This is a genomic window from Pseudomonas knackmussii B13, from assembly GCF_000689415.1.
Lineage (GTDB): Bacteria > Pseudomonadota > Gammaproteobacteria > Pseudomonadales > Pseudomonadaceae > Pseudomonas > Pseudomonas knackmussii.
Window position 1 is genome coordinate 3,517,544 of the sequence record NZ_HG322950.1, and the last position, 24,039, is coordinate 3,541,582.

Here is a 24,039-nt window from a genome sequence, read left to right on the forward strand (position 1 = left end):
CCGGAATGCCGCCATGAACCAGCCCGTCCAGATTCCCGCCGCCGAAGCCGCCACCCCGGTCAAGACGAAATCCCGCAAGCCGTTCAAGCTCGCCGCCGCCACCCTGCTGCTGATCGGCGCCGGCCTCTACGGCGCGCACTGGTGGACCAGCGCGCGCTTCCTGGAGACCACCGACGATGCCTATGTCGGCGGCGACGTCACCGTCATCGGCCCGCGCGTGGCCGGCTACATCGCCGAGCTGCAGGTGAACGACAACCAGTTCGTCCACGCCGGCGACCTGCTCGCCCGCATCGACGACCGCGACTACCGCGCCGCCCTGGCCAAGACCGAAGGCGCGGTGCACGCCGAAGAAGCGCTGCTGGGCAACATCGACGCCCAGGCCGCGCTGCAGGACGCGGTGATCCGCCAGAGCCAGGCGGAAATCGACGCGGCGGCGGCGGAAGAATCGCGCTCGCGCGACGACAACCGGCGCTACCAGACCCTGGTGCAACGCAACGCCATTTCCGTGGAAGCCGCGCAGCGCGCCGAAGCCACCTGGAAAACCGCCCGCGCCAACAGCGACAAGGCCCATGCCACCCTGCTCGCCGCGCGGCGCCAGCTCGACGTGATCCAGAGCCAGCGCCAGCAGGCCCAGGCCGCCCTCGAACAGGCCCAGGCCGAACGCGAGCGCGCCCGTCTCGACCTCGGCTACACCGAACTGCGCGCCCCGGTTGACGGCTACATCGGCAACCGCCGCGCGCGGGTCGGCAGCTACGTCGCCGCCGGCACCCAGTTGCTCGCGGTGGTGCCCGCCCAGGGGCTGTGGGTCGACGCCAACTTCAAGGAAGACCAGCTCGCGCACATGAAGGCCGGCCAGGCAGTGACGGTGGAAGCCGACATCCTCCCCGGCAAGGTCTTCCACGGCCACCTCGACAGCCTGGCGCCGGCCACCGGCGCGCAATTCAGCATCCTGCCGCCGGAGAACGCCACCGGGAACTTCACCAAGATCGTCCAGCGCGTGCCGGTGCGCGTGCACCTCGACGCGGCCGACGGCAAGCTCGGCGACCTGCGCCCGGGGCTGTCGGTCGTGGTCGAGGTGGATACCCGCAAACCGGGGCATGAGCAGGACGAGCGCGTTGCCCAGGCTGGCCGGCCATGAATTTCTGGTCCTCGGAGACGGTGCCGGTCGAGAGCCTTTCGACTGGCCAGAAGGTCGTCGCCTTCGCCTGCATGTGCGTGGGCATGTTCATCGCCCTGATCGACATCCAGATCGTCTCCGCCTCGCTGCGCGACATCGGCGGCGGCCTGTGGCCTGTCCGCCGCCGCCGACGAAACCGCCTGGGTGCAGACCAGCTATCTGATCGCCGAGATCATCGTCATCCCGCTGTCGGGCTGGTTGTCCAAGGTGTTTTCCACGCGCTGGCTGTTCGCCGGCTCGGCGCTGGGCTTCACCCTCACCAGCCTGCTCTGCGCGCTGGCCTGGAACATCCAGAGCATGATCGCCTTCCGCGCCCTGCAGGGCTTCCTCGGCGGCTCGATGATCCCCATGGTGTTCACCACCGGCTTCATCTACTTCGACGGCAAGCAGCGCGTGGTGGTGGCCGCCACCATCGGCGCCATCGCCTCGCTGGCGCCGACCCTGGGCCCGGTGGTCGGCGGCTGGATCACCGACATCTCCTCCTGGCCCTGGCTGTTCTACGTCAACCTGGTGCCCGGCCTGTTCGTCGCCATCGTGGTGCCGCTGATGGTGCGCATCGACAAGCCCGACCTGTCGCTGATCAAGGGTGCCGACTACCTGGCCATGCTGCTGATGGCTGTGTTCCTCGGCTGCCTCGAATACACCATGGAAGAAGGCCCCCGCTGGAACTGGTTCAGCGACGACACCATCCTCGCCACCGCCTGGATCAGCGGCCTCGCCGGCGTCGCCTTCATCTACCGCAGCCTGACCGGCGCCAACCCGATAGTCGACCTGCGCGCGCTCAAGGAGCGCAACTTCGCCCTCGGCTGCCTGTTCTCCTTCGTCACCGGCATCGGCATCTTCGCCACCATCTACCTGACCCCGCTGTTCCTCGGCCGTGTGCGTGGCTTCAGCGCGCTGGATATCGGCGCGGCGGTGTTCTCCACCGGCATCTTCCAGATCTGCAGCATCCCGTTGTACGCCTTCCTGGCGCGGCGCTACGACCTGCGCTGGATCCTCATGGTCGGCATGGCCATGTTCGTCGGCTCGATGTGGGACTTCACCGCCATCACCCACGACTGGGGCGCACACCAGCTACTGCTGCCACAAGCCCTGCGCGGCATGGGCCAGCAGTTCTGCGTGGCGCCGACCGTGACCCTCGCCCTCGGCGCGCTGCCGCCGGCCCGGCTGAAGCTCGCCTCGGGGCTGTTCAACCTGATGCGCAACCTCGGTGGCGCCATCGGCATCGCCGCCTGCGCCACCGTGCTCAACGACCGCACCAACCTGCACTTCCAGCGCCTGGCCGAGCACCTGAATGGCAGCAACGAGGCGCTGAATCACTGGCTGGTCCCGGCGCTGGACGCCACCGGCAAGGCCTCCGAACAGGCCCTGCAGCAACTGTGGAACCTAACCTACCGCGAGGCGCTGACCATGACCTTCTCCGACGCCTTCCTGCTGGTGGGCCTGTGCTTCGCCGCGACCCTGCTGCTGGCGCCGCTGATGCACAAGATCGCCCCGCCCAGCCAGCCGTCGGCGGATAGCCACTGAGGGCAAAGGATCAGGTGTCCAGACGGCCGTCGATGAAGGCGCGCAAGCGCCGGCCCATGCTCGCGGCGCCGCCGCCGAGGCAGGCGATGGGGCTTTGCTGGACACCCTCCAGGCCGATCTCCGCTGCCTCGCCGGCAAGCGCCAGCAGGCAGTCCAGGCCCAGTTGCAGGCGATGCACCCGGCGCAGTTGCTCGGCATCCAGCGGTGCTTGGGCAAGCAGCACCAGCGCCTGCGGCTGGCGAGCTTCGCAGACCAGCGCCAGCTCGTTCAGCGGCTGCCCTGGGGCCAGCACCTCGACGCGCAGGTCCTCCCCGCCCAGCAGCAGCCCCACGCACAGCAACTCCAGTTCACGGCAGCCGCCCGGCAACGCGGCGAGCAGAACCGGGGCGCCGCTCGCGCGGTTCATCTGCAGGCGCATCAGCACCCTTGCGCGAAGGAAGGCATCGAGGAACAGCCACTGGCTGGTGGCGCCGAAGTCGCTGCGCTGCAGCAGGTCGCGCCACAGCGGCAACAGCACGCTTTCGAACACCACGGCAGGTGGATAGAGGGTGAACAGCTGGCCGTAGAGACGCTCAAGCTCGGTACTGTCGAAACGCGAGACGGCGGCCAGGAAGGACGCGCGCCAATGCTGTCGCTCATCCGCCTCCCCGTGCTGCGCCGCTGCAGACTCGGGGGCACTGTCGCGCTGGCTGGCGAGCAACTCGCCCACCTTGCTGACCGCCACGCCGCGGCCGGTCCAGGTCAGGATGCGGCGGATGGCGTCGACATCCTCGCGCGAATACAGCCGATGCCCGCCCTCGGTGCGCACCGGGCAGATCAGCCCATAGCGCCGCTCCCAGGCACGCAGGGTGACGGGATTCACCCCGGTCTGGCGCACGACCTCGCGCATCGGTATCAACTCGGGGTGGGCGGAGGAAGCAGTTTCGCTGAATTCGGTCATGGCGCGATTCGCGGCGGCGGAAATGGCGCAAGTGTAAACCAGACCGCATGCCGCGCAGACAGGTCCGCGAACGCCTAGGCAGACACACGCAGCAGGGATAACCTTGGGCGGACAACCTTTCCCCCGCCGTACTCGCCGAGGTCCCGCGCCGCCATGATCAACGCCAAGCTCCTGCAACTCGTGGTCGAAGCCTCGAACGACGGTATCGTGGTAGCCGAACAGGAAGGCGAGGACAGCATCCTCATCTACGTCAATCCGGCCTTCGAGCGCCTGACCGGCTACGCCGGCGCCGACATCCTCTACCAGGACTGCCGCTTCCTCCAGGGCGAGGACCATGACCAACCGGGCCTGACCGCGATCCGCCAGGCGATCCGCGAAGGGCGCCCGTGCCGCCAGGTGCTGCGCAACTACCGCAAGGACGGCAGCCGCTTCTGGAACGAGCTGTCGATCACCCCGGTTTACAACGAGGCCGACCAGCTCACCTACTTCATCGGCATCCAGCGCGACGTGACCGGCGAGGTCGAGGCGCTCGAGCGCGTGCGCGAGCTGGAGGCGGAAGTCAGGTCCTTGCGCGAGCGGCTGGCCGGGCAAGACGCCTGAGGCAACCGGAATCTTGTACAACTTTTGAGATAATATCTGTACAAGACCAATTGACACGTACAAGTTTTACGATAGGCTCCGAAAATAGTTGTACAGAATAATCGTCCTGTACAACATTTTTTCGGAGCGCTCGCATGTCCCCCTTTCTGCAACGTTTCGCACAAGACTTCGCTGCGCTCGACCGCCATAACCTGGACAGGCTCGAGCAGCTGTACAGCCCGGACATCGAATTCCGCGACCCGCTGCATCGCATCCACGGGCTGCCCGCCTTGCGCGGCTACTTCGAGCAGCTCTACTCGAGCGTCACGACCCCGCACTTCACCTTCCACAGCTTCGACGAAAGCGGTGAAGGCCAGGGATACCTGCGCTGGACCCTGCAATTCAGCCATCCGCAGCTGCGCGGAGGCCGCCCGATCCGCGTCGACGGCTGCACCTACCTGCGCTGGTCCGATCGCGTCTACCTGCACCACGACTACTTCGACAGTGGCGCCCTGCTCTACGAGCACCTGCCGCTGCTCGGCCGGGTCATCGCCTGGCTGAAGCGGAGGCTGGCATGAGCCGCATCTGGCTTACCGGTGCCAGCAGCGGCCTGGGCGAGGCACTGGCGCAATTGCTGCTGCGCGAAGGTCACAGCCTGGCGCTCAGTGCCCGCCGCATCGCGCCGCTGCAATCGCTGTACGAACGCTTCCCCGGCCAGGTGCTGCTGGCGCCGGGAGACCTGGGCGATCCACAACAGGTCGCCGGCATCGCGCAGCGCATCGAGCAGACCTGGGGCGCGCTCGACATGGCGATCCTCAATGCCGGCACCTGCGAATACCTGGAACCGGGACGATTCGACAGCGCCCTGGTGGAGCGCGTCATACGGACCAACCTGCTCAGCGCCAGCCTCTGCCTGCAGGCCGCCCTGCCCCTGTTGCGACGCGGCCAGCGCCCCTCGCTGGTGGCCATGTGCAGTGCCGTGACCTGGCTGGCGCTGCCGCGCGCCGGGGCCTATGGAGCGTCCAAGGCGGCACTGCGCTACCTGTTCGAGTCGCTGCGCATCGACCTCGCCGCCGAGGGCATCGCCGTCACCCTGGTGAGCCCCGGATTCGTCGATACCCCGCTGACCCGTCGCAACGACTTCCCCATGCCGCAGCGCTGGCCGGTCGAACGCGCCGCCCGCCACATCGCCGAACGCCTGCCGGCGCGCCCGCTGGAGATCGTCTTCCCGCTGGCCTTCACCCTCGCCCTGCGCCTGCTGGGCCGGTTGCCCGCCACCTGGCGCCTGGCCCTGGGCAAGCGCCTGGCGCGCCCGCCACAAGGACGCTGAGACATGCGCATCGCCATCATCGGCAGCGGAATTTCCGGGCTCACCTGCGCTTACCTGCTGGCGCGCCGGCACGCGGTGACCGTCTTCGAATCCAGCGACTGGATCGGCGGCCATACGCACACGGTGGATGTCGACTGGCAGGGCCGCCGGTATGCGGTGGACACCGGCTTCATCGTCTTCAACGATTGGACCTACCCGAACTTCATCCGCCTGCTCGACCGCCTGGGGGTCGCGTCGCGGCCGACCGAGATGAGCTTTTCCGTGCACGATCCAAACGGCGGCCTGGAGTACAACGGGCACAGCCTCGACAGCCTCTTCGCCCAGCGCCGCAACCTGCTCTCGCCGGGCTTCTGGGGCATGCTGCGGGACATCCTGCGCTTCAACCGCGAGGCGGTGGACGACCTGCAAGGGCAGTTGCTCGGCGACGAAGCCTGCCTCGGCGACTACCTGCGCAGCAATGGCTACGGCGCGCGCTTCATCGACCACTACATAGTGCCCATGGGTTCGGCGATCTGGTCGATGTCGCGCGCCGACATGCTCGACTTCCCGCTGGAGGCATTCGTCCGTTTCTTCCGCAACCACGGCCTGCTGTCGGTCAATCGACGTCCCCAGTGGCGCGTCGTCGAGGGTGGCTCGCGCAGCTACGTGGAGCCGCTGTGCGCCGGCTTCCGCGAACATATCCGGCTGAACTGCCCGGTGCAGCGCGTGAGCCGCGACGACACCGGCGTGACGCTGCACAGCGCCGCCGGACCGGAGCGCTTCGACAAGGTGATCTTCGCCTGCCACAGCGACCAGGCCCTGGCCCTGCTGGATGAGCCCAGCACGACCGAAACACAGGTCCTGGGCGCATTGCCTTACGCGCAGAACGAGGTCCTGCTGCACACCGACACCCGCGTCCTGCCGCGCCGGCGCAAGACCTGGGCGAGCTGGAACTATCGGCTCGGCGGTGCGCCCGGCCAACCCGCCGCCGTCACCTACGACATGAACATCCTCCAGGGCCTGGAGGCGCCGGTGACTTTCTGCGTGAGCCTGAACCTGGGGGAGATCATCGATCCGTCCAAGGTGCTCGCGCGCTTCTCCTACGCGCACCCGCAATACGGCGCCTCCACCGTTGCGGCGCAAGCCGCCTGGGCCGCGCTGCAAGACCGGCAGCACAGCTTCTATTGCGGCGCTTACTGGGCGAACGGTTTCCATGAGGACGGCGTGCTCAGCGCCCTGCGCGTGGCCCGCTATTTCGGAGAACAGCTGTGAACAGCAGCCTGTGCCAGGGCTGGGTCCAGCATCGCCGCTGGGCGCCCCGCCCCCACGCATTCCGCTACCGCGTCGGCATGCTCTGCCTGGACCTCGACGAACAGCTGGACCTGCTCGCACTGTCCCCCCTGCTGGGGCGCTGGCGCTTCGCCCCGCTGTGCTGGCGAGAGCGCGACTATCTGCCGGCCTACACCCGCCAGGGCATCCCGTTGAGCGAAGCGGTGCGCGAGCTGGTCGGCGAGGCGTTGGGCGAGGTGCCGCGCGGGCGCATCGAGCTGCTGACCCAGCCGCGCTGCTGGGGGCTCTGGTTCAACCCGGTGAGTTTCTACTTCTGCCACGACGACGACGGCCGCCTCGCGGCGATCCTCTGCGAGGTGCGCAACACGCCCTGGCGCGAGCGCTATCACTACGTGGTGAGCGTGCGTCCGGGCGGCGCCATCGACCAGTGGTTCGACAAGCGCTTCCACGTGTCGCCCTTCCTGCCGCGGGATACCCGCTACCACATGCGCTTCCTGCTCGAGGGGCCGCACATCCGCGTGCACATCGAGAGCTGGCGCGACGAACACAAGCTGTTCGAGGCAGGACTCGCCGTCGAGCGCCAGCCTCTGAGCGCCGAAGCCTTGCGCCGGCATGTGGCGGCCTTCCCGTGGACGACCCTGAGCACCCTGTCCGCCATCTACTGGCAAGCCCTGCGCCTATTGATCAAAGGCACGCCCATCCACGACCACCAGGCGCCGGACGGGCACCTGGGCAGCGGTCGCGACACCCCGGAGGATACCCAGCATGTCCAGTGACGGCCTCATCGCAATCAGGTCCGGCAGCCGTTCGACCCTGGGCCTCGGCCTGTTTCGCCGCGCCGTGCTGGCGCAGCTTGGCGGCTTGCGCCATGGCGGCCTGCAATTGCTGCTGGGCGAGCGCCGGCTGGCCTTCGGCGACCCCGCCAGCCCGCTGCAGGCGGAGATCCAGGTGCTCGACGACGCGGTCTGGGGCCTGGTCGCCGGCAACGGTTCGATCGGTGCGGGCGAGGCTTATATCCACGGCTACTGGCGCAGCCCGGACCTTACCGCGGTGATCCGCGTGTTCGTCGCCAACCTCGAGGTGCTTGATTCCATGGAGGGCGGCCTGGCGCGACTCGGGCGCCCGGCCCTGCGCCTGCTGCACTGGCTGAACCGCAACAGCCGCCGCGGCTCGCGGCGCAACATCACCGCCCACTACGACCTGGGCAACGCCCTGTTCGAGCGCCTGCTCGACCCGACCATGATGTACTCGGCAGCGATGTTCCAGCACCCCGAACAGAGCCTGGAACAGGCCCAGCTCAACAAGCTCGAGCGCATCTGCCGCAAGCTCGACCTGCAGCCGGGCGACCACCTGCTGGAGATCGGCACCGGCTGGGGCAGCCTGGCGCTCTATGCGGCCAGCCACTATGGCTGCAGGGTCACCACCACGACCCTGTCCGAGGAGCAGTACGCCCATACCCGCCATCGCGTCGAAGCCCAGGGCTTGCAGGGACGCATCGAAGTGCTGCGCGAGGACTACCGCGACCTGCGCGGCCGCTACGACAAGCTGGTTTCCATCGAGATGATCGAGGCCGTGGGGCACCGCTTCCTGCCCGAGTACTTCCGTCGTTGCGCCGCGCTGCTCGAAGACGACGGCCTGATGTTGCTGCAGGCGATCACCATCCGCGACCAGCGCTACGAGCAGGCCTGTCGCTCGGTGGACTTCATCCAGCGCTACATCTTCCCCGGCGGCGCCCTGCCCTCGCTGACCGCCCTGCTGCAGACCGCCAGCCGGGAGACCGACCTCAACCTGCTGCACATGGAGGACTTCGGCGGGCACTACGCACGCACCCTGGGGCACTGGCAGGAGAACCTGCGGCAGTCGCGCCAGGCCCTGGCGCAGCTGGGCTACGACGAACGCTTCCAGCGCCTCTGGGAGTATTACCTGAGCTACTGCGAAGGCGGTTTCCTGGAGCGCAGCATCGGCGTCGCCCAGTTGCTCTGGGCACGCCCGGCGGCCCGTCGCGCGCCGCTGCTGGAGTACCTGGACGCCTGAGATGTCGCGGGCCTGGCTGGTCGCAAATGCGCTCTGGCTGCAGGCAGGCTGGTGGGCCTGCGTACTCGGCGCCCACCATCCGCTGTTGCTGATCGGCGTCATAGGCGGGCTGGCCGTCCACCTGGCCGGCTGTCCGCATCCACGCGCCGAAACGGCAGCAATCCTGCGCGTCGCGCTTTGCGGTTGCGCGCTGGACGCCAGCCTCGGCGCCATGGGTCTGTTCGCCTTCGGCCAGGTGCTGCTGCCACCCTGGCTGGTACTGCTCTGGCTGGTATTCGCCAGCGGATTGCGCCACAGCCTGGCCTGGCTCAGGCGCCCACTTTGGCTCGCCATGCTGGTCGGCGCCCTGGCCGGTCCGCTGGCCTATATCGCTGGCGCCAGACTCGCGGGAATCGGCCTGCCGCTAGGGACCGTCCAAAGCGCATTGCTGCTGGCGCCGCTATGGGCGCTCTGGCTGCCGCTGAGCCTGCGCCTGGCGCATGCCCCGGCACCGCGCTGAGCAATAGCGCACCGCGTCCCAGCAGCGCGCCCAGCGCTTGCGCCAGTTGAACGGCCGGCCGCACACCGGGCACAGCTTGCTCGGCAGGTCGGCCTTCTTCACAGAGCCTCCCCGGCATCCAGCCGCGCCAGCAATTCCTCGCCGCGTTGCCAGAGCGCTTCGCGCCGAACCTCGTCCATGCGCCGCAGGTTGCGGTAGGCCATGGCCATGCGCGGGTTGCGTTCGAGGCGCTCGGCATGGCGCATGAGAAAGTGCCAATAGAGCGCATTGAACGGGCAGGCCCGCGGCCCGGTCGCCTCGTCCACCCGGTAGGCGCAACCGCCACAGTAGTCGGACATCCGCTGGATGTAGCGGCCGCTCGCGCAATACGGCTTGGAGCCGAGGTAGCCGCCGTCGGCATGCATCACCATGCCCAGGGTATTGGGCAGCTCGACCCAGTCGAAGGCGTCCAGGTAGACCGCCAGGTACCACTCGCAGATGGCCTTGGGCGCGATGCCGGCAAGCAGCGCGAAATTGCCGGTAACCATCAGCCGCTGGATGTGGTGGGCGTAGCCCAGCTCCAGGGTCTGGCCGATGGCCTCGGCCATGCAGCGCATGCCGGTGGCACCGGTCCAGTAGAACTCGGGCAGCGCACGGCGGTTGCCGAAGGCGTTCAGCTCGGCGTACTCCGGCATGCGCAGCCAGTAGATGCCGCGCACGTATTCACGCCAGCCGATCAGTTGGCGGATGAAGCCTTCGGCGGCATTGAGCGGCACACGGCCCTGGCGATAGGCCGACTCGACGTCCGCGCACAGCTGGCGCACATCGAGCAGGCCGATGTTCAGCGCCGCGCTGATCCGTGCATGGAACAGGAAGGGTTCGCCGCAGGCCATGGCATCCTGGTAGTCGCCAAACGCGGCCAGGGCGAAGTCGAGGAAATGCTGCCAGAGCGCCTGCGCCTCGGCATGGGTCACCGGGTAGTCGAAGCCCTCCAGGCGGCCGTAATGGTCGCCGAAACGTTCCGCCACCAGTTCCAGCACCTCGCGGGTGACATCGTCAGCCAGAAAACGTGCCGGGAACGGCCCGCGCAGCCCCTTGGGCAAGGCCTTGCGGTTCTCCGCGTCGAGGTTCCAGCTACCGCCGCAGGGCTGGCCGTCGGGCTCCAGCAGCAGGCCGCTGCGCCGGCGCATCTCGCGGTAGAACAGCTCCATGCGCAGTTGACGTCGCCCCGCTGCCCAGCGGGCAAAGTCCGCGCGGGAACAGAGAACGCGCCGGTCTTCGTGCCAGTTCAACGGCAGGCCGCTGTCCTCCAGCGCCTGCTGCAGGCGCCATTCGCCGCATTCGGTGATGTGCACTTCGCGGGCCCGCAGCCGATCGCTCCAGCGGCGCAGCTCGCCGGGCAGGCTGCCGCTGTTGTGCGGATCGTCGAAGCGTACGTAGATCACCCGCCAGCCACGCTCTCGCAGCGCGTCGGCGAAGTGCCGCATGGCGCTGAAGATCAGCGCGATCTTCTGCGGATGATGGGCGACGTAGCGCGCCTCTTCGGCGACCTCGGCCAGCAGCAGCACGTCCTCTTGCGGGTCAAGCGCATCGAACAGCGACAAGTCGAAGGACAGCTGGTCGCCCAGGACCAATCCCAGGCGTCGAGCGCTGTCGATCACCACTGCTGCACCAGCGAAAACGGCACTCGCAAGGGTTCGATGGCACCGCTGCGGCTGCCGCACATCTCGTCGTGGATCGAATGCTGCACCAGCTCGCAGGGCACCGCTGGAAGGTCGCGGAGGTATTCGCGGACATGGGTGACCGACAGCAGCCGGAGGACTCCGCCGTGCTCGTCGTGAAGTGCCTTGATGGTGTCTGCGGTATGCACCTGGACGACGTAGAAACCGCCCTCCAGCGACACCACTTCCAGCAGGCGTATGTTCCCGGCTGCTGCCAGCTCGGTCAGTTCCAGCAGATTCATGAGACTCTCCTGTTTCGTCGTCACCAGGGCAGGCGCGCCCCGTCGTAGGCGAAGAAGAGCCGCCTGCGCCGCCGGCCGGGCGTTGGCGGCGCCGTGGAACGGTTGCGACAGGGCCGAGGCCACGGTGCCCGGATGCAGGCAGAGCAGCCGGGCCTGCGGATGCGTGCGCGCCAGTTCGATGGATGCCGTCTTCACCAGCATGTTCAGCGCCGCCTTCGAGGCACGGTAGGCGTACCAGCCGCCCAGGCGGTTGTCGCCAACGCTGCCGACCTTCGCCGACAGCAGCGCCATGGCGCCCCGTCGGTCCAGCAGCGGCAGGAAGTGCCGCAGCACCAGGACCGGCCCGATGGCGTTCACCTGGAACACCTGCTGCAACGCAAGGGCATCGAGATCGGCCAGGCGCTTCTCCGGGCGCAGGCCGTCACGATGCAGCAAGCCGGCGGCGTGCAGGATCAGTTGGAACGGCGCATGCACCGCCACCTCGTGGGCGGCTGCGGCGATGCTCGGCGGGTCCTCGAGGTCCAGGCGCGGCGAACTACGGCGCCCCAACTCCACAACCCGGGCGCAGCGCGGATCGTCCCGCAGCAAGGCGCAAAAGGCCGCGCCTATCGCTCCGCTCGCGCCTATCACCAGTGCCCGATAGCCGTCGCCCAGCGAGGCCATGCCCGCTTCGCCGGCCATCATGGCTGACCACCCGGCGACCGGCGGAAGAACAGGCTGACCTGCCCGAGTTCAACACCGAACTTGCTCATGCTCGACCGGTTGACCAGGGTGTCGGCGTCCATCAGGTACATCCAGTCGTCGAAGTCCACTTCGTAGGTCGAGCCATCCACCGGCAGTTGCATCCGATAACGCCAGCGCAGGGCGTTGCCGGCGACTTCGCCGCGCGCCACCCCGACCACGTCGGCAGCCTGCCCACGCCACCGTCCGGCGCCCTCCGGCGTCAGCGTCCAGACCCGGCGCTGGCGGGTGCCGTCGCTATACAGGAAACGCTCGTCGAGGATCAGTCGCTCGCCTTCGCGATGGCTGGCGATCTGCACGTGGAAACGCTTCGCCACCTCGCCCGAGCGTTTCTGGAAGATGCCCCACGCCTCCACCGGCGCGGCGAAGAACTGCGCGAGGTCCAGCCGCGGTTGCTCGGCGGCATAGCGCTCGACGCCCACACCACCACAGCTGCCCAGCATCAGCAGCAAGCACAGCCCGAGCAGGCGTTTCATGGTTGCTCTCCTGTAGCGATGCCGGGCCCGGCGAGGCCCAGCAGCTCGCGGCGCAACTCCGGCTTGCGGGTGCGCGCATCGAGCCAGATGGCGAAGAAGGCACGGGCGAACTGCGGGTCGTCCACAACCCGTTGCAGGCGCCCGTCGGTGTAGAAGCGGCAGCCTTTACCGGGCAGGTACAGGCCGCTGATGCGCTGTCCCGGACGCACGTCGACGAATGCCGAGCGCATCAACGCTGCCCAGGCCGCGAGTTGCACGTCGTTGGGCGGTAGTGGCGCCAGCCTGCGCATTTCCTCGAGGCTGGCGTCAACCAGGGTGGCGCGGCTGAGTGAACGCCAGTAGGTCAGCTCCAGCACAAAGGGCTGCGTCAAGTCGGGGCGGACCACCGGGCTGAACAGGCGCGCGGAATACACCCGCAGTCCATACCAGTGAAAGTCGCCGGCCCCCACCAGGCGCGCCTCGGGCAGTTGCTCGCGCCAGTCCGCGGCGCCCACGGGGCCGCCCAGCAGCGCCAGCCCCATCAGTAACGCTGCTGCCCGGTTGCCTCCGAATGAGAAACCACGCCATGCCATGACCGCTGCCTCCCGCCGTCAAAAGCTGTACAAGCCATCCTCGACGCACCCTGCCGATAATTGTACATATTTTATTTTTGTACAACTTTTACCATGCCAACCGTCGTCGACGGGAGGTTTCCGGGACGCCGGAGGGCTTCAGATTCCATTCAGACTCCCGCCCGATACTGCTCCCATCGACAGTTCCTGTTGGGGGGAACGACATGAATCACGCCGAATGGGGCGCCCTTTTTCCCTTTCGCTTCGGCCCTGGCGCCGAACGTCAGTCCAGCCTGACGCTGCAACATGAAGGCGATCCTCAGCGCACACAGCTGGAAGCCTTCGTCCATGACTGTTTCGAGCATGTCCACCATGCCGACGTCCATCACTTCCTGCCCGAACTGCTCGGCCTGCACGACAGCCATGGGCGCCTGACCGCAGTCGCCGGCATTCGCCCGGCCAGCAGCGGCAGCCTGTTCCTCGAGCGCTACCTGGACCATCCCCTGGAAGTGCATGTCTCGCGCATCGCTGGCCGCCCGGTGGCGCGCGACGAATTGGTAGAGGTCGGCAACCTCAGCTCGCTGAGCGCCGGCAGCGCGCGCCTCATCATCATCGCCGTGACCTGGCTGCTGGCCGCCCGCGGGCTGCACTGGGTCGCCTTCACCGGCGCCGCGGGGCTGATCAACAGCTTCCACCGCCTGGGCCTGGAACCCACGCTGCTGGCCGACGCCGACCCGATCCGCCTCAACGGCGACCATGAAAGCTGGGGCACCTATTACGAACAGCACCCGCATGTCTTCGCCGGCAACATCCGCTACGGCCACGACGAGCTGGAGCGCCAGGGCGTGTACCAGCGCCTGGGTTTCCCCATGCTGCTCACGGAGGCCGGACATGCAGCCTGAACTGAACCACTTCCACGAACGGTTGCGCGCCCACGCCAGCGAGCGCGGCGACCAGTTGGCCGTGCGCGGCGCCAGCGAAAGCCTCAGCTACCGCCAGCTGTTCGACGAGATCGAGCGCCGCGCCGCCTTGTTGCGCGCGCAACCGCCGGGCGTGTTCGCCCTTGCCCTGGAGAATGGCCCGCAGGCCCTGCTCTGGGACCTGGCCGCGCTCTTCGCCGAACGCCCCTGCGTGATCCTGCCGCCCTTCTTCAGCCCGGCGCAGCGCGCCCATTGCCTGACACAGAGCCAGGCGACCCTGGCGCTGACCGGCGAAGACCTGCACGCCGAGCTGGACGCCAATGGTTTCACCGGCGGCGAGCCGTTCTGGCAGCGCCCGGCGGGGGTCGCCGCTGGCGTCCCGGCCAGCACCGCCAAGATCACCTACACCTCCGGCAGCACCGGCGCGCCCAAGGGTGTCTGCCTGTCCGCCGAGGCCATGTTGCGGGTCGCCCGCGAACTGGAGCTGGCCAGCCGCCCCACCGCCCCACGCAAGTACCTCGCCGTGCTGCCGCTGGCCGTGCTGCTGGAAAACCTCGGGATCTACGCCGCGCTGCTGGCCGGTGCCAGCCTCACCGTGTTGCCGCAGGCGCAATTGGGCATCAGTGGCGCCAGCGGCGTGGACTGGAGGCGCCTGCTTGGCTGCATCGCCCTGAGCGGCGCGGAAAGCCTGATCCTGGTGCCGCAACTGCTGCTCGGCCTGGTCACCGCCATCGAGCGCGGCCTGATGCGCGTCGGCCCGCTGCGCTTTGTCGCGGTCGGCGGTGCGCGGGTTGCCCAGAGCCTGCTGGACCGCGCCGCTGCGGTCGGCCTGCCGGTATTCGAGGGCTACGGCCTGTCCGAATGCGCCTCGGTGGTCTGCCTGAACCACCCCGGGGCCAACCGCCCGGGCAGCGTCGGCAAACCGCTGCCGCACGTGCAGGTGTCGCTGGCCGACGACGGCGAAGTGCTGGTGCGCGGCTCGACCCTGCTCGGCTATCTCGGCGAGCCCGCGTTCACCGGCCAGTGGTGGCCGACCGGCGACCTCGGCCGCTTCGACGACGACGGCTACCTGTACCTCGCCGGGCGCAAGAAGAACCAGTTCATCACCAGCTTCGGCCGCAACGTCAATCCGGAATGGATCGAGGCCGAGCTCACCCAGGGCGGCGTCCTGCTGCAAGCCTTCGTCCACGGCGAAGGCCTGCCGCACAACCTCGCCCTGCTCTGGCCGCTGGACCCGCAGGCCAGCGACGAAACCCTCGAGCAGGCGGTGCAGCAGTGCAACGCCACGCTTCCCGACTACGCCCGGGTGCACGCCTGGAAACGCCTGCCCGAGCCCTTCGGCAGCGCCTCCGGGACGCTCACCGCCAATGGCCGGCCGCGCCGCGAGGAAATCCTCCGGCGCTACCAGACCACCCTTTCCGAACTTGCCAACGATTGAGGTTCGCCATGTCTTTCTTCGAACACCTGCAACAGGCCACTGCCGACGAACGCGCCGCGCTGTTCGGCGTTCCCGTGATCCGTGATGCCTTGGGCGGCGCGGTCAGCCTGGAGGGCTACGTCGCCTTCCTCACCCAGGCCTATCACCACGTCCGCCATACGGTGCCGCTGATGATGGCCTGCGGCGCCAAGCTGCCGACTCGCCTGGAATGGCTGCGCGGCGCGGTTTGCGAGTACATCGACGAGGAATACGGCCACGAGCAGTGGATCCTCAACGACATCGCGGCCTGCGGCGGCGACCCGGACCAGGTGCGCAACAGCCGACCGGCCCTGCCCATCGAGCTGATGGTGGCCTTCCTCTACGACCTGATCGCCCGCGACAACCCGGTGGGCCTGTTCGGCATGGTCAACGTCCTCGAAGGCACCAGTATCGCGCTGGCCACCCAGGCCGCCGGGACCATCCAGAAGAGCCTCGGACTGCCGGCGAACGCCTTCAGCTACCTGAGCTCCCACGGTGCGCTGGACCAGGACCACATGGCCACCTACCGCGGCCTGATGGATCGCCTGGAAGATGCGCGCGACCAGGAAGCCGTCGTGCACTCGGCGAAGGTCGTCTATCGCCTGTACGCCGACATGTTCCGCGGGCTGCCCCGTGCCGAGGCCTCCCGCAGCGAGGTGAACCATGCGCTTGTCTGAATGCCGCGCGGTACTCACCGGCGCCAGCGGCGGCATCGGCCTGCAACTGGCCGAGCAGCTCTGCGCCGCCGGCGCCCATGTGCTTGCCATCAGCCGCCAGCAAGGTGCACTCGCCGCATTGTTGCAGCGCTACCCGCAGCAACTGCGCTGGCAGGCGGCCGACCTGCGCACCGGCCAGGGCCGCCAGGCAGTGGTCGCCGCCGCCCACGAGATGGGCGGCGTGAACCTGCTGCTCAACGCCGCCGGGGTGAACCGCTTCGCCTTGCTCGAGCAGATCGACGAGAGCGGCCTCGACGACCTGCTCAGCCTGAACATCAACGCGACCCTGCAACTGACCCGCGTGATGCTGCCGCTGCTACGCGCCCAGCCGCACGCGCTGGTGGTCAACGTCGGTTCCATCTATGGCTCCATCGGCTATCCCGGCTACGCAGCGTATTGCGCGAGCAAGTTCGCCCTGCGCGGTTTCTCCGAGGCGCTGCGCCGGGAGCTGGCCGACACCGCGGTCGACGTGCTCTACGTCGCGCCACGCGCCACCCGCACCAGCATGAACTCGGCTGCCGCCACCGCCCTCAACCTGGCGCTGAAGGTCGGCATGGACGATCCCGCCGACGTTGCCCGCTCGGTGCTCAGCGCCGTACAGAGGAACCTCAGCGAGTTGTACCTGGGCTGGCCGGAAAAGCTCTTCGTGCGCCTGAACGGCATGCTGCCCGGGTTGATCGACCGCGCGCTGCGCAAGCAACTGCCGATGATCCGCCGCTACAGCGACGCGAATACCAAGGAGCCACTCAAATGAAGCGCCTGATCCTGCTTTGCCTGCTTGCCGCCACGCCTTTCGCCTGGGCTCTCGACCAAGGCGGCGCACACCGCCTGAGCGTCATCCAGGAGCGCTGGGCGGAGATCCAGTACCGCTTCCCGGAAGACCAGCGCGCCGCCGCCTTCGAGAAACTGGCAGCCGACAGCGCGGCCTTCACCCGCGACCAGCCGAACGCGGCCGAGGCCTGGATCTGGAACGGCATCGTCACCAGCAGCTGGGCCGGCGCCGCGGGCGGCCTCGGCGCGCTGAGCAAGGTCAAGGCGGCGCGCGCCAGCCTGGAGAAGGCGCTGCAGATCGACCCCAACGCCCTCCAGGGTTCGGCGTACACCAGCCTGGGCGCGCTCTACGACCGCGTGCCGGGCTGGCCGATCGGCTTCGGTGACGCCGACAAGGCCGAGAGCATGCTGCGCAAGGCACTGGCGCTGAATCCCGACGGCATCGACAGTCTCTACTTCTGGGGCGACCACCTGTATCGTCAGGGACGCTACGCGGAATCCCGCTCGGCTCTGCTGAAGGCCCTGCAGGCGGCTCCGCGACCGGGCCGGGAACTGGCCGACCAGGGCCGACGCGGCGAAATCAATGCTTTACTGCAGGCAATCAAGGAAAAACAGGACTGACCATGCGGCTGCTGCTGGTAGAGGACGACACCGCCCTGGGCGAAGGGGTACGCACCGGATTGCTGCAGGAGGGCTACACCATCGATTGGCTGCAGGACGGCGTCAGCGCCCTGCACGCCCTGCAACAGGAAAGCTTCGACCTGGTGGTGCTCGATCTCGGCCTGCCGCGCCTGGACGGCATCGAGCTGCTCAAGCGCCTGCGCGCTGGCGGCTCGGCCGTACCAGTGCTGATCCTCACCGCGCGCGATGCCACCGAGGACCGCATCGCCGGCCTGGACGCCGGCGCCGACGACTACCTGATCAAGCCCTTCGACCTCAACGAACTGAAAGCCCGCCTGCGCGCGCTGCTGCGCCGCAGCGCCGGGCGCGCCCGGGTGCTGATCGAGCACGCCGGGGTCAGTCTCGATCCGGCCACCCAGCAGGTCAGCTACCAGGGCAAGCCGGTGACGCTCACGCCCAAGGAATACGTGCTGCTGCACGAACTGCTCGCGCAACCGGGCAAGGTCTTCACCCGCGAGCGCCTCACCCAGCTGCTCTACGGCTGGGACGAGGAAGCCGAGAGCAACACACTGGAAGTGCACATCTACCACCTGCGCAAGAAACTCTTCAGCGAACTCATCCGCACCGTGCGAGGCATCGGCTACCTGGTGGAAGGCCAGGCATGAACTCGCTGCGCCAACGCACCCTCTGGCGGGTCATGCTGCTGATGCTGATCGGCAACGGCCTGCTCACCCTGTACAACTACCACGACAGCAGCCACGAGATCGCCGAGGTCTACGACGCCCACCTGGCGCAGAACGCCCGCCTGCTGCAGGGCGTGATGAGCCTGCCGCTGGGCGATGCCGAAAGCCATGTGCTCTACAGCGCCTTCGACAATGCCCTCAGCCAGGCCGGCAAGCACAAGATCGGCCACCCTTACGAGAACAAGCTGGCCTTCCAGGTGTGGCGCGAAAGTGGCGAAATCCTGGTGCACACGCCCAGCGCGCCAACCTTCACCGCGCCGCTGCGCAAGCCCGGTTTCGCCAACTACAAAGTCGAAGGCCACCAGTGGCGCGGCTTCCTGCTGCCGGTGCCGGAGCAGAAACTGCTGATCTGGGTCGGCGAGCGCAACGACGTGCGCGACGACCTGGTGTCGCGCATCGTCCGCCACACCCTGCTGCCTTTCCTGATCGGCAGCCTGGCGCTGGTGCTGCTGGTCTGGCTGGCCATCGGCTGGGGCCTGCAGCCGTTGCAGAACATGGCGCGGGTGATCCGCGCGCGGCACGCGGAATCCCTCGAGCCGCTGCAACTGGTGCCGCTGCCGAAGGAGCTGGAGCCGATGCAGGCCGCGCTCAACCGCCTGCTCGGACAGATCGACAGCCTGCTGCGCCGCGAGCACCGCTTCATCGCCGATGCCGCCCATGAGATGCGCACGCCCCTGGCGATCCTCCGCCTGCATGCGCAGAACGCCCTGCAGGCGCGCAGCGACGAAGAGCGCCAGGCGGCCCTGGACTTCCTCATCGGCGGCGTCGACCGCCTGAGCCGGGTGGTCAACCAACTGCTGACCCTGGCGCGCATCGAGCCCCAGCTCAGCCAGCGCCAGTGGAAGCCGGTGGACCTCGCCGGCGTGGCCACCGATACCCTCGCCGAGCTGACGCCCTGGATCCTCGGCCAAGGCCAGGAGCCGAGCCTGGATATCGCCGAAGGCGACTACCGCCTGGAGAGCGACGGCAACGCCCTGGGCATCGCCCTGCAGAACCTGGTGACCAATGCAGTGAAGCACTCGCCGCCGGGTGGCCAGGTACGTGTGGGCCTGCGGCGCGACGGCGAGCATTTCGAACTGAGCGTCGAGGACGACGGCCCCGGCATCGCCGAAGACAAACTGGAGCGGGTGTTCCAGCGCTTCTACAGCGAGGGCCGCCAGGACGGCGCGGGACTCGGGCTGTCGATCGTCGCCATGATCGTGCAGCGCCTGGGCGGCACCGTGGCGCTACGCAACCGCGAAGGCGGCGGCCTGTGCGCCACCTTGCGGTTGCCCCGCCGCCACGATGCGGCCGACGAGCCCTTGGCCCCGCCCCTGTAGCACCCTCAGCGCTTGGCCGCCAGCGCCGCCAGCAGCGGTGCGGCCTGCTCGTCAGTGAGGGCCGGATACACCTCCATGTGCATGATGTCGTTCCACTCGAGCAACCAGGTCTGCAGCAGCGCCGGGTCGTCCGCCTCGGCCAGGCCGAAGCCGCCGACGCGCCCGACCGCATGCCAGCGCCCTTTCATGGTGACGCCCGCCGGCGGCAGCGCGCCGGTCTTGAGGAAGCGCCCGATGGCGATGTCGCGTTTATCGGGCATGACTGTCCAGCTGACGATGAAAAGCATTTCCCACCTTCTGTCCGGATGGACCATGGGTCTTCGCGTGCCCAGTACGGCACCGCAGCCATGGCACGCCGGTGTTAGCCAAGCGTTACAGCCAGGGGGCTTGGAGCGGTCTCTCAGGCATAGGCATAGCAGGATTCGGCGCGCCGGCAGTGCCGCTCATCCCTAGCTGTTCACGCGAGCGGCAGCAACAGACGGAAGGCCTGGGCCCGTGTCGGGCCGCCAGGACGGCGGGGAAATCAGCAACGGGCCAAGCGCCGTTGCGTAAGGACATTCAGACCGCCACGACTCCGCCGGCCTTCACGCGGTTGGCCAGGTCGTGCGCCTTGTCGACGCATTCATGCACCAGCCCGATGGCCTGCATGAGCGCCTCGATCTGATCCTCCGGCAGCGTCTTGACCACTTGCCAGATGACATGCGCGGCCTCCTCGCCCATCTGTGCGATGTCCTGCAGTTCACTGCGCAGCTGCTGATTGGGTCTGTTCATGCTCTGCCTCTCTTGGGTTTTCCAGGAGGTTAGCCGCTCCTTCGGCGAGCGACCAAACCGACGTCAGGTCCCTGAAACGATCAGACCGTCAAGGGCAGCTATTTAGCCCTTGTTGTTGAGTGCAGTCATGGCTCGTTGCTCTGAAATCGCCACGAGCACCGGATCTGAATATTCGACGTGCATGTAGACAAACCAACGATCCGGCGCGCTGTGAAGGATTCTGTGGACCTCGAACAGCCGTTTCCCGCCCATGCGACGGCTCCCCAGATTCATGTGCTCCTGAAGGGTTTCCACACTTGCAATACCATGCTGCGCCATGGCCTCGCGGAAGGCCTGGTCGATGCTGCTCTTATTGCGGCGCTGATAAGCCAGCCCCTCCTGGTGCAGCCCCAAGCTGAATAAAGCGATGAACACCACCACTCCGAGTCCGAACCAGTACCCACTCATCTTCAGCTCTTCCTTGCCAATGGAGCCAAGATCCTACCTTTCTCCAGCTTTTTTCCGATAGAACTCAACGCCCCCCGCTCAAGCCTCGGCGAACACCTGCACCACCTGCTCGATGACGGCCCGAATCCGCGCGGTGTGGCGCAGGTCTTCGTGGGTCACCATCCAGACTTCGTAGGGCTTGCTGCGCTCACGCTCCGGCCAGATGCGCACCAGGCCGTCCCGCTCGCCTATGTACAGCGGCAGCTCGCCGAGGCCGAGGCCGGCGCCGACGGCCGTGCGCACCATCATGCTGGAGTTGACCGCTGCCACTATCCGCCCTGCGCTTGCCGATTCGCCCACCAGGGTCAGCGCCCGGCCCTCGCTCAGGTAGGGTTCGTAGGCCACCAGGTCATGTCCCCTGAACGCCGTTCCCGGCTCCGGCATGCCATGGCTGTCGAGGTAGGCCTGGGACGCGAAAAGGCACATCGGCCAACGGGTGAGGCGCCGGACGATCAGATCGGGGTTGTCGGGCTTCTGCGTGCGAATGGCGATGTCCGCCTCGCGTCTGGAAAGGTTCAGCAGCTGCGAGGAACTCGTCAGCACCACCCGCACATCCGGATGCTCGGCATGCACCCGGGCGATGGCCGGGATGACGAAGTCGACGGCGAGGAAGTCGGTGGTGGTCACCCGCACCTCGCCCGACAGCGCCTTGTCCAGCCCCTGGGTTCTGCGCACCAGCTCCGTGGCTGCAGCCTCCATGCTTTCGGCGGCCTCGAACGCGGACTCGCCGGCCTCAGTCAGCAGGTAGCCAGTGGACGTGCGCAAGAACAGCGTGGAGCCCAGGGCGCGCTCAATCGCGGCAATGCGCCGCCCTACGGTTGCCTGGTCGACATGCAACACGCGGGCGGCCCCACGTAGCGTCTGCGCTCGGCCGAGCGCCAGAAGCACCCGGGCATCGTCCCAGTTCATGGGTTTACCTCGTGATGCATTTTTGCATCCTCCAGATGAGATAACACTGCGCGACTGCATCATACAGGGCTACTAGCATGGCGAGCGTCCTGACCCGGCCGGCATCGGCCAGGTCCTTCTACCGAGGAAGCCCGAATGCGTGAATCCACTGCCCCCATCCCCGCCCACATGACCGCCATCGAGATCACCCAACCGGGTGGCCCCGAAGTCCTGATGCCGGTGCAACGGCAGACGCCAAAACCCGCGCCCGGCGAAGTGCTGGTTCGTGTTCTTGCAGCGGGCGTGAATGGTCCTGACGTGCTGCAACGCAAGGGCTTCTACGCCCCGCCGGCGGGGGCTTCCGACATCCCCGGGCTGGAAATCGCGGGAGAAGTGGTTGCCCTCGGCAGCGAGCCCAGCCGCTTCGCCATCGGCGACAAGGTCAGCGCGCTGATTCAGGGCGGCGGCTACGCCGAGTACGCGGTGGTCAACGAACTCACCACGCTGCAATGGCCTGAAGGCCTGAGCATGATCGAGGCGGCGGCACTGCCGGAAACCTTCATGACCGTCTGGGTCAACCTCTTCCAGCGCGGCCAGTTCAAGCCAGGCGAAACACTGCTGATCCACGGCGGCGCTTCGGGTATCGGAACCACGGCGACCATGCTGGGCAAGGCGTTCGGCGCGGCGAAGATCATCACCACGGTGAGGAACGAACCGCAGCGCCAGGCCAGCCTAGCACTGGGTGCGGACCTGGCCGTCAATTACCTGCAGGAGGACTTCGTCGAAGCAGTGATGAAGGCCACCGATGGCCGAGGAGCTGATGTGATCGTCGACATCATCGCCGGCGACTACGTGGGCCGGAACTTCCAGGCCGCTGCGCTGAACGGCCGCGTGGTGCAGATCGGCGTCATCAAGGGCGCAGCGAAAGAACTGGACCTCATGCCCCTGCTGACCAAGCGGCTGACCCTCATCGGCTCGACCCTGCGCGTCCGCAGCCCCGAAGACAAGGCACAGATCATCGGCGAGCTGGAAGCGCAGGTATGGCCGCTGATCCAGGCCGGAAAGCTCAAGCCGGTGATCTTCCAGACGTTCGATCTCGCCCAGGCCCGCGAAGCCCACGAGCTGATCGACAGCAGCGGCCATATCGGCAAGATGGTGCTGACCGTGCAGCATCAAGGCTGACAATGGATGGCCCGCTGCGCAGCAGTGGGCCCTCGCACGGAGCCTATAGTTTCGGAACAATCTTAAGGTTTCGGAAATGAACCACTGGCATTGTCTGCGCCAGAAGCCAGGGCCAGAAAAGCAAAAGCCCCGCAGTGCGGGGCTTTCAGCTTGAAGCAGATGGCGGAAGCGTAGAGATTCGAACTCTAGGACGGTTGCCCGTCGGCGGTTTTCAAGACCGCTGCCTTAAACCACTCGGCCACACTTCCGGAAGGGCCGCCATAGTACCGGATCGCAACACACTGTCAAACACTGATCCTGTACGGCCTACCGACGTTTGTTATGATTCCTACAACTACGGTCACGGAGTCCTACTCCGATTACAGGAGTTTCTAGCCATGCAAGAACGGCAATTCATCAGCCCCGCCGCGATCGAGCAGAAAGAGGTCAGTGGCGTTCTGCGCAACACCTACGGCCTGCTCGCCATGACCCTGGCCTTCAGCGGCCTGGTCGCCTATGTCTCGCAGCAGATGCGCCTGCCTCACGTGGGCCCGCTGGTCACCCTGGTCGGCTTCTACGGTCTGTTCTTCCTCACCATGAAGCTGCGCAACAGCGGCTGGGGCCTGATCAGCACCTTCGCCCTGACCGGCTTCATGGGCTACACCCTCGGGCCGATCCTCAACCTGTACCTGGGCATGGCCAACGGCGCCAGCATCATCTCCTCGGCGTTCTTCATGACCGCCCTGGTGTTCTTCGGCCTGTCCGCCTATGTGCTGACGACTCGCCGGGACATGAGCTTCCTCGCCGGTTTCATCACCGCGGGTTTCTTCGTCCTGCTCGGCGCCACCCTGGTTTCGCTGTTCTTCCACATCAGCGGCCTGCAACTGGCGATCAGCGCCGGCTTCGTGCTGTTCTCCTCGGCGGCCATCCTGTTCCAGACCAGCGCGATCATCCATGGTGGTGAACGCAACTACATCATGGCGACCATCAGCCTCTACATCTCGATCTACAACCTGTTCCTCAGCCTGTTGCAGATCTTCGGCATCATGGGTCGCGACGACTGATCGAGCTGATATGTAGGCAAAAGGCCCGTTTCGACGGGCTTTTTGCTTTTTCCGGCCA

The 24,039-nt window shown here is 67.2% G+C and carries 27 protein-coding genes, 1 tRNA gene and 2 pseudogenes; 18 read left to right on the forward strand and 12 right to left on the reverse strand.

Features of this window, described 5'->3' with window-relative positions; all coding sequences use genetic code 11:
• Positions 1-13 precede the first annotated feature (13 nt).
• Positions 14-1,138 carry an HlyD family secretion protein gene (locus PKB_RS16420; protein WP_052355309.1) on the forward strand — a complete coding sequence of 375 codons (1,125 nt, stop codon included), beginning with the start codon at positions 14-16 and terminating at the stop codon, positions 1,136-1,138.
• Positions 1,135-2,704: pseudogene (locus PKB_RS16425) on the forward strand (DHA2 family efflux MFS transporter permease subunit). Before PKB_RS16420 ends, PKB_RS16425 begins: the two are co-directional and overlap by 4 nt.
• A gap of 10 nt (positions 2,705-2,714) precedes the next feature.
• Here the strand turns inward: PKB_RS16425 and PKB_RS16430 are convergent.
• Positions 2,715-3,644, reverse strand: a complete 930-nt coding sequence (locus PKB_RS16430; protein WP_043253193.1) for a MerR family transcriptional regulator — start codon at positions 3,642-3,644, stop codon at positions 2,715-2,717.
• Positions 3,645-3,797: 153 nt separating this feature from the next.
• Here PKB_RS16430 and PKB_RS16435 point away from each other — a divergent pair, with 153 nt between their 5' ends.
• From PKB_RS16435 to PKB_RS16465, 7 genes are all read left to right on the forward strand, one after another.
• Complete coding sequence (locus PKB_RS16435) at positions 3,798-4,244, forward strand: PAS domain-containing protein (RefSeq protein ID WP_043253194.1); 447 nt, start codon at positions 3,798-3,800, stop codon at positions 4,242-4,244.
• Positions 4,245-4,378: 134 nt separating this feature from the next.
• The gene (locus tag PKB_RS16440; RefSeq protein WP_043253195.1) at positions 4,379-4,801 is read left to right on the forward strand and encodes a nuclear transport factor 2 family protein; all 423 of its coding nucleotides are present in this window, start codon (positions 4,379-4,381) and stop codon (positions 4,799-4,801) included.
• The gene (locus tag PKB_RS16445) at positions 4,798-5,553 is read left to right on the forward strand and encodes an SDR family NAD(P)-dependent oxidoreductase (RefSeq protein ID WP_043253196.1); all 756 of its coding nucleotides are present in this window, start codon (positions 4,798-4,800) and stop codon (positions 5,551-5,553) included. The genes PKB_RS16440 and PKB_RS16445 overlap by 4 nt, the downstream gene beginning before the upstream one ends.
• A gap of 3 nt (positions 5,554-5,556) precedes the next feature.
• Positions 5,557-6,804 carry an NAD(P)/FAD-dependent oxidoreductase gene (locus PKB_RS16450; protein ID WP_043253197.1) on the forward strand — a complete coding sequence of 416 codons (1,248 nt, stop codon included), beginning with the start codon at positions 5,557-5,559 and terminating at the stop codon, positions 6,802-6,804.
• Positions 6,801-7,598, forward strand: coding sequence for a DUF1365 domain-containing protein (locus PKB_RS16455; protein WP_043253198.1), 798 nt, complete (start codon positions 6,801-6,803; stop codon positions 7,596-7,598). Before PKB_RS16450 ends, PKB_RS16455 begins: the two co-directional genes overlap by 4 nt.
• Positions 7,588-8,856 carry an SAM-dependent methyltransferase gene (locus tag PKB_RS16460; RefSeq protein ID WP_043253199.1) on the forward strand — a complete coding sequence of 423 codons (1,269 nt, stop codon included), beginning with the start codon at positions 7,588-7,590 and terminating at the stop codon, positions 8,854-8,856. Before PKB_RS16455 ends, PKB_RS16460 begins: the two co-directional genes overlap by 11 nt.
• Position 8,857: 1 nt before the next feature.
• Positions 8,858-9,355: a DUF2878 domain-containing protein gene (locus tag PKB_RS16465; protein ID WP_043253200.1), complete on the forward strand. Its 498-nt coding sequence runs from the start codon at positions 8,858-8,860 to the stop codon at positions 9,353-9,355.
• Here PKB_RS16465 and PKB_RS29190 read toward each other — a convergent pair.
• The 6 genes and pseudogenes from PKB_RS29190 to PKB_RS16485 form a co-directional block, all read right to left on the reverse strand.
• The gene (locus PKB_RS29190) at positions 9,296-9,457 is read right to left on the reverse strand and encodes a DUF2256 domain-containing protein (RefSeq protein ID WP_084166661.1); all 162 of its coding nucleotides are present in this window, start codon (positions 9,455-9,457) and stop codon (positions 9,296-9,298) included. The genes PKB_RS16465 and PKB_RS29190 overlap by 60 nt on opposite strands.
• The gene (locus PKB_RS16470) at positions 9,454-10,995 is read right to left on the reverse strand and encodes a cryptochrome/photolyase family protein (protein ID WP_043257439.1); all 1,542 of its coding nucleotides are present in this window, start codon (positions 10,993-10,995) and stop codon (positions 9,454-9,456) included. The genes PKB_RS29190 and PKB_RS16470 overlap by 4 nt, the downstream gene beginning before the upstream one ends.
• Positions 10,992-11,297 carry a DUF6482 family protein gene (locus tag PKB_RS29895; RefSeq protein WP_167333393.1) on the reverse strand — a complete coding sequence of 102 codons (306 nt, stop codon included), beginning with the start codon at positions 11,295-11,297 and terminating at the stop codon, positions 10,992-10,994. The genes PKB_RS16470 and PKB_RS29895 overlap by 4 nt, the downstream gene beginning before the upstream one ends.
• A 20-nt stretch (positions 11,298-11,317) precedes the next feature.
• A pseudogene (locus tag PKB_RS29900) lies at positions 11,318-11,978 on the reverse strand (SDR family NAD(P)-dependent oxidoreductase).
• The gene (locus tag PKB_RS16480; protein ID WP_043253201.1) at positions 11,978-12,514 is read right to left on the reverse strand and encodes a DUF3833 domain-containing protein; all 537 of its coding nucleotides are present in this window, start codon (positions 12,512-12,514) and stop codon (positions 11,978-11,980) included. The pseudogene PKB_RS29900 and the gene PKB_RS16480 overlap by 1 nt, the downstream one beginning before the upstream one ends.
• Entirely contained in the window at positions 12,511-13,035 is a 525-nt protein-coding gene (locus PKB_RS16485; RefSeq protein WP_043253202.1) for a chalcone isomerase family protein, read from the reverse strand. Before PKB_RS16485 ends, PKB_RS16480 begins: the two co-directional genes overlap by 4 nt.
• Positions 13,036-13,289: 254 nt before the next feature.
• Here PKB_RS16485 and PKB_RS16490 point away from each other — a divergent pair, with 254 nt between their 5' ends.
• The 7 genes from PKB_RS16490 to PKB_RS16520 are packed head-to-tail and all read left to right on the forward strand — an operon-like array spanning position 13,290 to position 19,611.
• Positions 13,290-13,967 carry a thermostable hemolysin gene (locus PKB_RS16490; protein ID WP_043253203.1) on the forward strand — a complete coding sequence of 226 codons (678 nt, stop codon included), beginning with the start codon at positions 13,290-13,292 and terminating at the stop codon, positions 13,965-13,967.
• Positions 13,957-15,423 (forward strand): AMP-binding protein, encoded by a 1,467-nt coding sequence (locus PKB_RS16495; protein WP_043253204.1) that lies wholly within the window; start codon positions 13,957-13,959, stop codon positions 15,421-15,423. The genes PKB_RS16490 and PKB_RS16495 overlap by 11 nt, the downstream gene beginning before the upstream one ends.
• A gap of 8 nt (positions 15,424-15,431) precedes the next feature.
• Entirely contained in the window at positions 15,432-16,118 is a 687-nt protein-coding gene (locus PKB_RS16500) for an iron-containing redox enzyme family protein (protein WP_043253205.1), read from the forward strand.
• Positions 16,105-16,911, forward strand: coding sequence for an SDR family oxidoreductase (locus PKB_RS16505; RefSeq protein ID WP_043253206.1), 807 nt, complete (start codon positions 16,105-16,107; stop codon positions 16,909-16,911). Before PKB_RS16500 ends, PKB_RS16505 begins: the two co-directional genes overlap by 14 nt.
• Entirely contained in the window at positions 16,908-17,549 is a 642-nt protein-coding gene (locus tag PKB_RS16510; RefSeq protein WP_043253207.1) for a tetratricopeptide repeat protein, read from the forward strand. The genes PKB_RS16505 and PKB_RS16510 overlap by 4 nt, the downstream gene beginning before the upstream one ends.
• 2 nt (positions 17,550-17,551) lie before the next feature.
• Positions 17,552-18,214, forward strand: a complete 663-nt coding sequence (locus PKB_RS16515) for a response regulator (RefSeq protein WP_043253208.1) — start codon at positions 17,552-17,554, stop codon at positions 18,212-18,214.
• Entirely contained in the window at positions 18,211-19,611 is a 1,401-nt protein-coding gene (locus PKB_RS16520) for a sensor histidine kinase (protein WP_043253209.1), read from the forward strand. Before PKB_RS16515 ends, PKB_RS16520 begins: the two co-directional genes overlap by 4 nt.
• Positions 19,612-19,616: 5 nt before the next feature.
• On the opposite strand, the gene PKB_RS16525 is transcribed toward PKB_RS16520, so the two are convergent.
• From PKB_RS16525 to PKB_RS16540, 4 genes are all read right to left on the reverse strand, one after another.
• Entirely contained in the window at positions 19,617-19,898 is a 282-nt protein-coding gene (locus PKB_RS16525) for a DUF3303 domain-containing protein (protein ID WP_043253210.1), read from the reverse strand.
• Positions 19,899-20,169: 271 nt separating this feature from the next.
• Entirely contained in the window at positions 20,170-20,382 is a 213-nt protein-coding gene (locus PKB_RS16530) for a hypothetical protein (protein ID WP_043253211.1), read from the reverse strand.
• Positions 20,383-20,484: 102 nt separating this feature from the next.
• A complete protein-coding gene (locus tag PKB_RS16535) occupies positions 20,485-20,829 on the reverse strand; it encodes a hypothetical protein (protein ID WP_043253212.1) in 345 nt (114 codons plus the stop codon).
• Positions 20,830-20,907: 78 nt separating this feature from the next.
• On the reverse strand, positions 20,908-21,777 hold the full coding sequence (locus PKB_RS16540; RefSeq protein ID WP_043253213.1) for a LysR family transcriptional regulator: 870 nt from the start codon (positions 21,775-21,777) through the stop codon (positions 20,908-20,910).
• Between the two features lie 168 nt (positions 21,778-21,945).
• On the opposite strand from PKB_RS16540, the gene PKB_RS16545 reads away from it, so the two are divergent.
• Positions 21,946-22,938 carry an NAD(P)H-quinone oxidoreductase gene (locus PKB_RS16545; RefSeq protein WP_043257443.1) on the forward strand — a complete coding sequence of 331 codons (993 nt, stop codon included), beginning with the start codon at positions 21,946-21,948 and terminating at the stop codon, positions 22,936-22,938.
• Positions 22,939-23,098: 160 nt separating this feature from the next.
• Here the strand turns inward: PKB_RS16545 and PKB_RS16550 are convergent.
• A tRNA-Ser gene (locus PKB_RS16550) sits at positions 23,099-23,186 on the reverse strand.
• Positions 23,187-23,315: 129 nt separating this feature from the next.
• Here PKB_RS16550 and PKB_RS16555 point away from each other — a divergent pair.
• Entirely contained in the window at positions 23,316-23,981 is a 666-nt protein-coding gene (locus PKB_RS16555; protein ID WP_043253214.1) for a Bax inhibitor-1/YccA family protein, read from the forward strand.
• Positions 23,982-24,039 lie beyond the last annotated feature (58 nt).

Excerpts from the sequence above, each read along its gene's own strand:
- PKB_RS16420 (WP_052355309.1), top strand. The coding sequence starts at position 14 with ATGAACCAGCCCGTCCAGATTCCCGCCGCCGAAGCCGCCACCCCGGTC.
- PKB_RS16430 (WP_043253193.1), bottom strand. The coding sequence starts at position 3,644 with ATGACCGAATTCAGCGAAACTGCTTCCTCCGCCCACCCCGAGTTGATA.
- PKB_RS16435 (WP_043253194.1), top strand. The coding sequence starts at position 3,798 with ATGATCAACGCCAAGCTCCTGCAACTCGTGGTCGAAGCCTCGAACGAC.
- PKB_RS16440 (WP_043253195.1), top strand. The coding sequence starts at position 4,379 with ATGTCCCCCTTTCTGCAACGTTTCGCACAAGACTTCGCTGCGCTCGAC.
- PKB_RS16445 (WP_043253196.1), top strand. The coding sequence starts at position 4,798 with ATGAGCCGCATCTGGCTTACCGGTGCCAGCAGCGGCCTGGGCGAGGCA.
- PKB_RS16450 (WP_043253197.1), top strand. The coding sequence starts at position 5,557 with ATGCGCATCGCCATCATCGGCAGCGGAATTTCCGGGCTCACCTGCGCT.
- PKB_RS16460 (WP_043253199.1), top strand. The coding sequence starts at position 7,588 with ATGTCCAGTGACGGCCTCATCGCAATCAGGTCCGGCAGCCGTTCGACC.
- PKB_RS16465 (WP_043253200.1), top strand. The coding sequence starts at position 8,858 with ATGTCGCGGGCCTGGCTGGTCGCAAATGCGCTCTGGCTGCAGGCAGGC.
- PKB_RS29895 (WP_167333393.1), bottom strand. The coding sequence starts at position 11,297 with ATGAATCTGCTGGAACTGACCGAGCTGGCAGCAGCCGGGAACATACGC.
- PKB_RS16480 (WP_043253201.1), bottom strand. The coding sequence starts at position 12,514 with ATGAAACGCCTGCTCGGGCTGTGCTTGCTGCTGATGCTGGGCAGCTGT.
- PKB_RS16485 (WP_043253202.1), bottom strand. The coding sequence starts at position 13,035 with ATGGGGCTGGCGCTGCTGGGCGGCCCCGTGGGCGCCGCGGACTGGCGC.
- PKB_RS16490 (WP_043253203.1), top strand. The coding sequence starts at position 13,290 with ATGAATCACGCCGAATGGGGCGCCCTTTTTCCCTTTCGCTTCGGCCCT.
- PKB_RS16495 (WP_043253204.1), top strand. The coding sequence starts at position 13,957 with ATGCAGCCTGAACTGAACCACTTCCACGAACGGTTGCGCGCCCACGCC.
- PKB_RS16500 (WP_043253205.1), top strand. The coding sequence starts at position 15,432 with ATGTCTTTCTTCGAACACCTGCAACAGGCCACTGCCGACGAACGCGCC.
- PKB_RS16505 (WP_043253206.1), top strand. The coding sequence starts at position 16,105 with ATGCGCTTGTCTGAATGCCGCGCGGTACTCACCGGCGCCAGCGGCGGC.
- PKB_RS16510 (WP_043253207.1), top strand. The coding sequence starts at position 16,908 with ATGAAGCGCCTGATCCTGCTTTGCCTGCTTGCCGCCACGCCTTTCGCC.
- PKB_RS16515 (WP_043253208.1), top strand. The coding sequence starts at position 17,552 with ATGCGGCTGCTGCTGGTAGAGGACGACACCGCCCTGGGCGAAGGGGTA.
- PKB_RS16520 (WP_043253209.1), top strand. The coding sequence starts at position 18,211 with ATGAACTCGCTGCGCCAACGCACCCTCTGGCGGGTCATGCTGCTGATG.
- PKB_RS16525 (WP_043253210.1), bottom strand. The coding sequence starts at position 19,898 with ATGCTTTTCATCGTCAGCTGGACAGTCATGCCCGATAAACGCGACATC.
- PKB_RS16530 (WP_043253211.1), bottom strand. The coding sequence starts at position 20,382 with ATGAACAGACCCAATCAGCAGCTGCGCAGTGAACTGCAGGACATCGCA.
- PKB_RS16535 (WP_043253212.1), bottom strand. The coding sequence starts at position 20,829 with ATGAGTGGGTACTGGTTCGGACTCGGAGTGGTGGTGTTCATCGCTTTA.
- PKB_RS16540 (WP_043253213.1), bottom strand. The coding sequence starts at position 21,777 with ATGAACTGGGACGATGCCCGGGTGCTTCTGGCGCTCGGCCGAGCGCAG.
- PKB_RS16545 (WP_043257443.1), top strand. The coding sequence starts at position 21,946 with ATGACCGCCATCGAGATCACCCAACCGGGTGGCCCCGAAGTCCTGATG.
- PKB_RS16555 (WP_043253214.1), top strand. The coding sequence starts at position 23,316 with ATGCAAGAACGGCAATTCATCAGCCCCGCCGCGATCGAGCAGAAAGAG.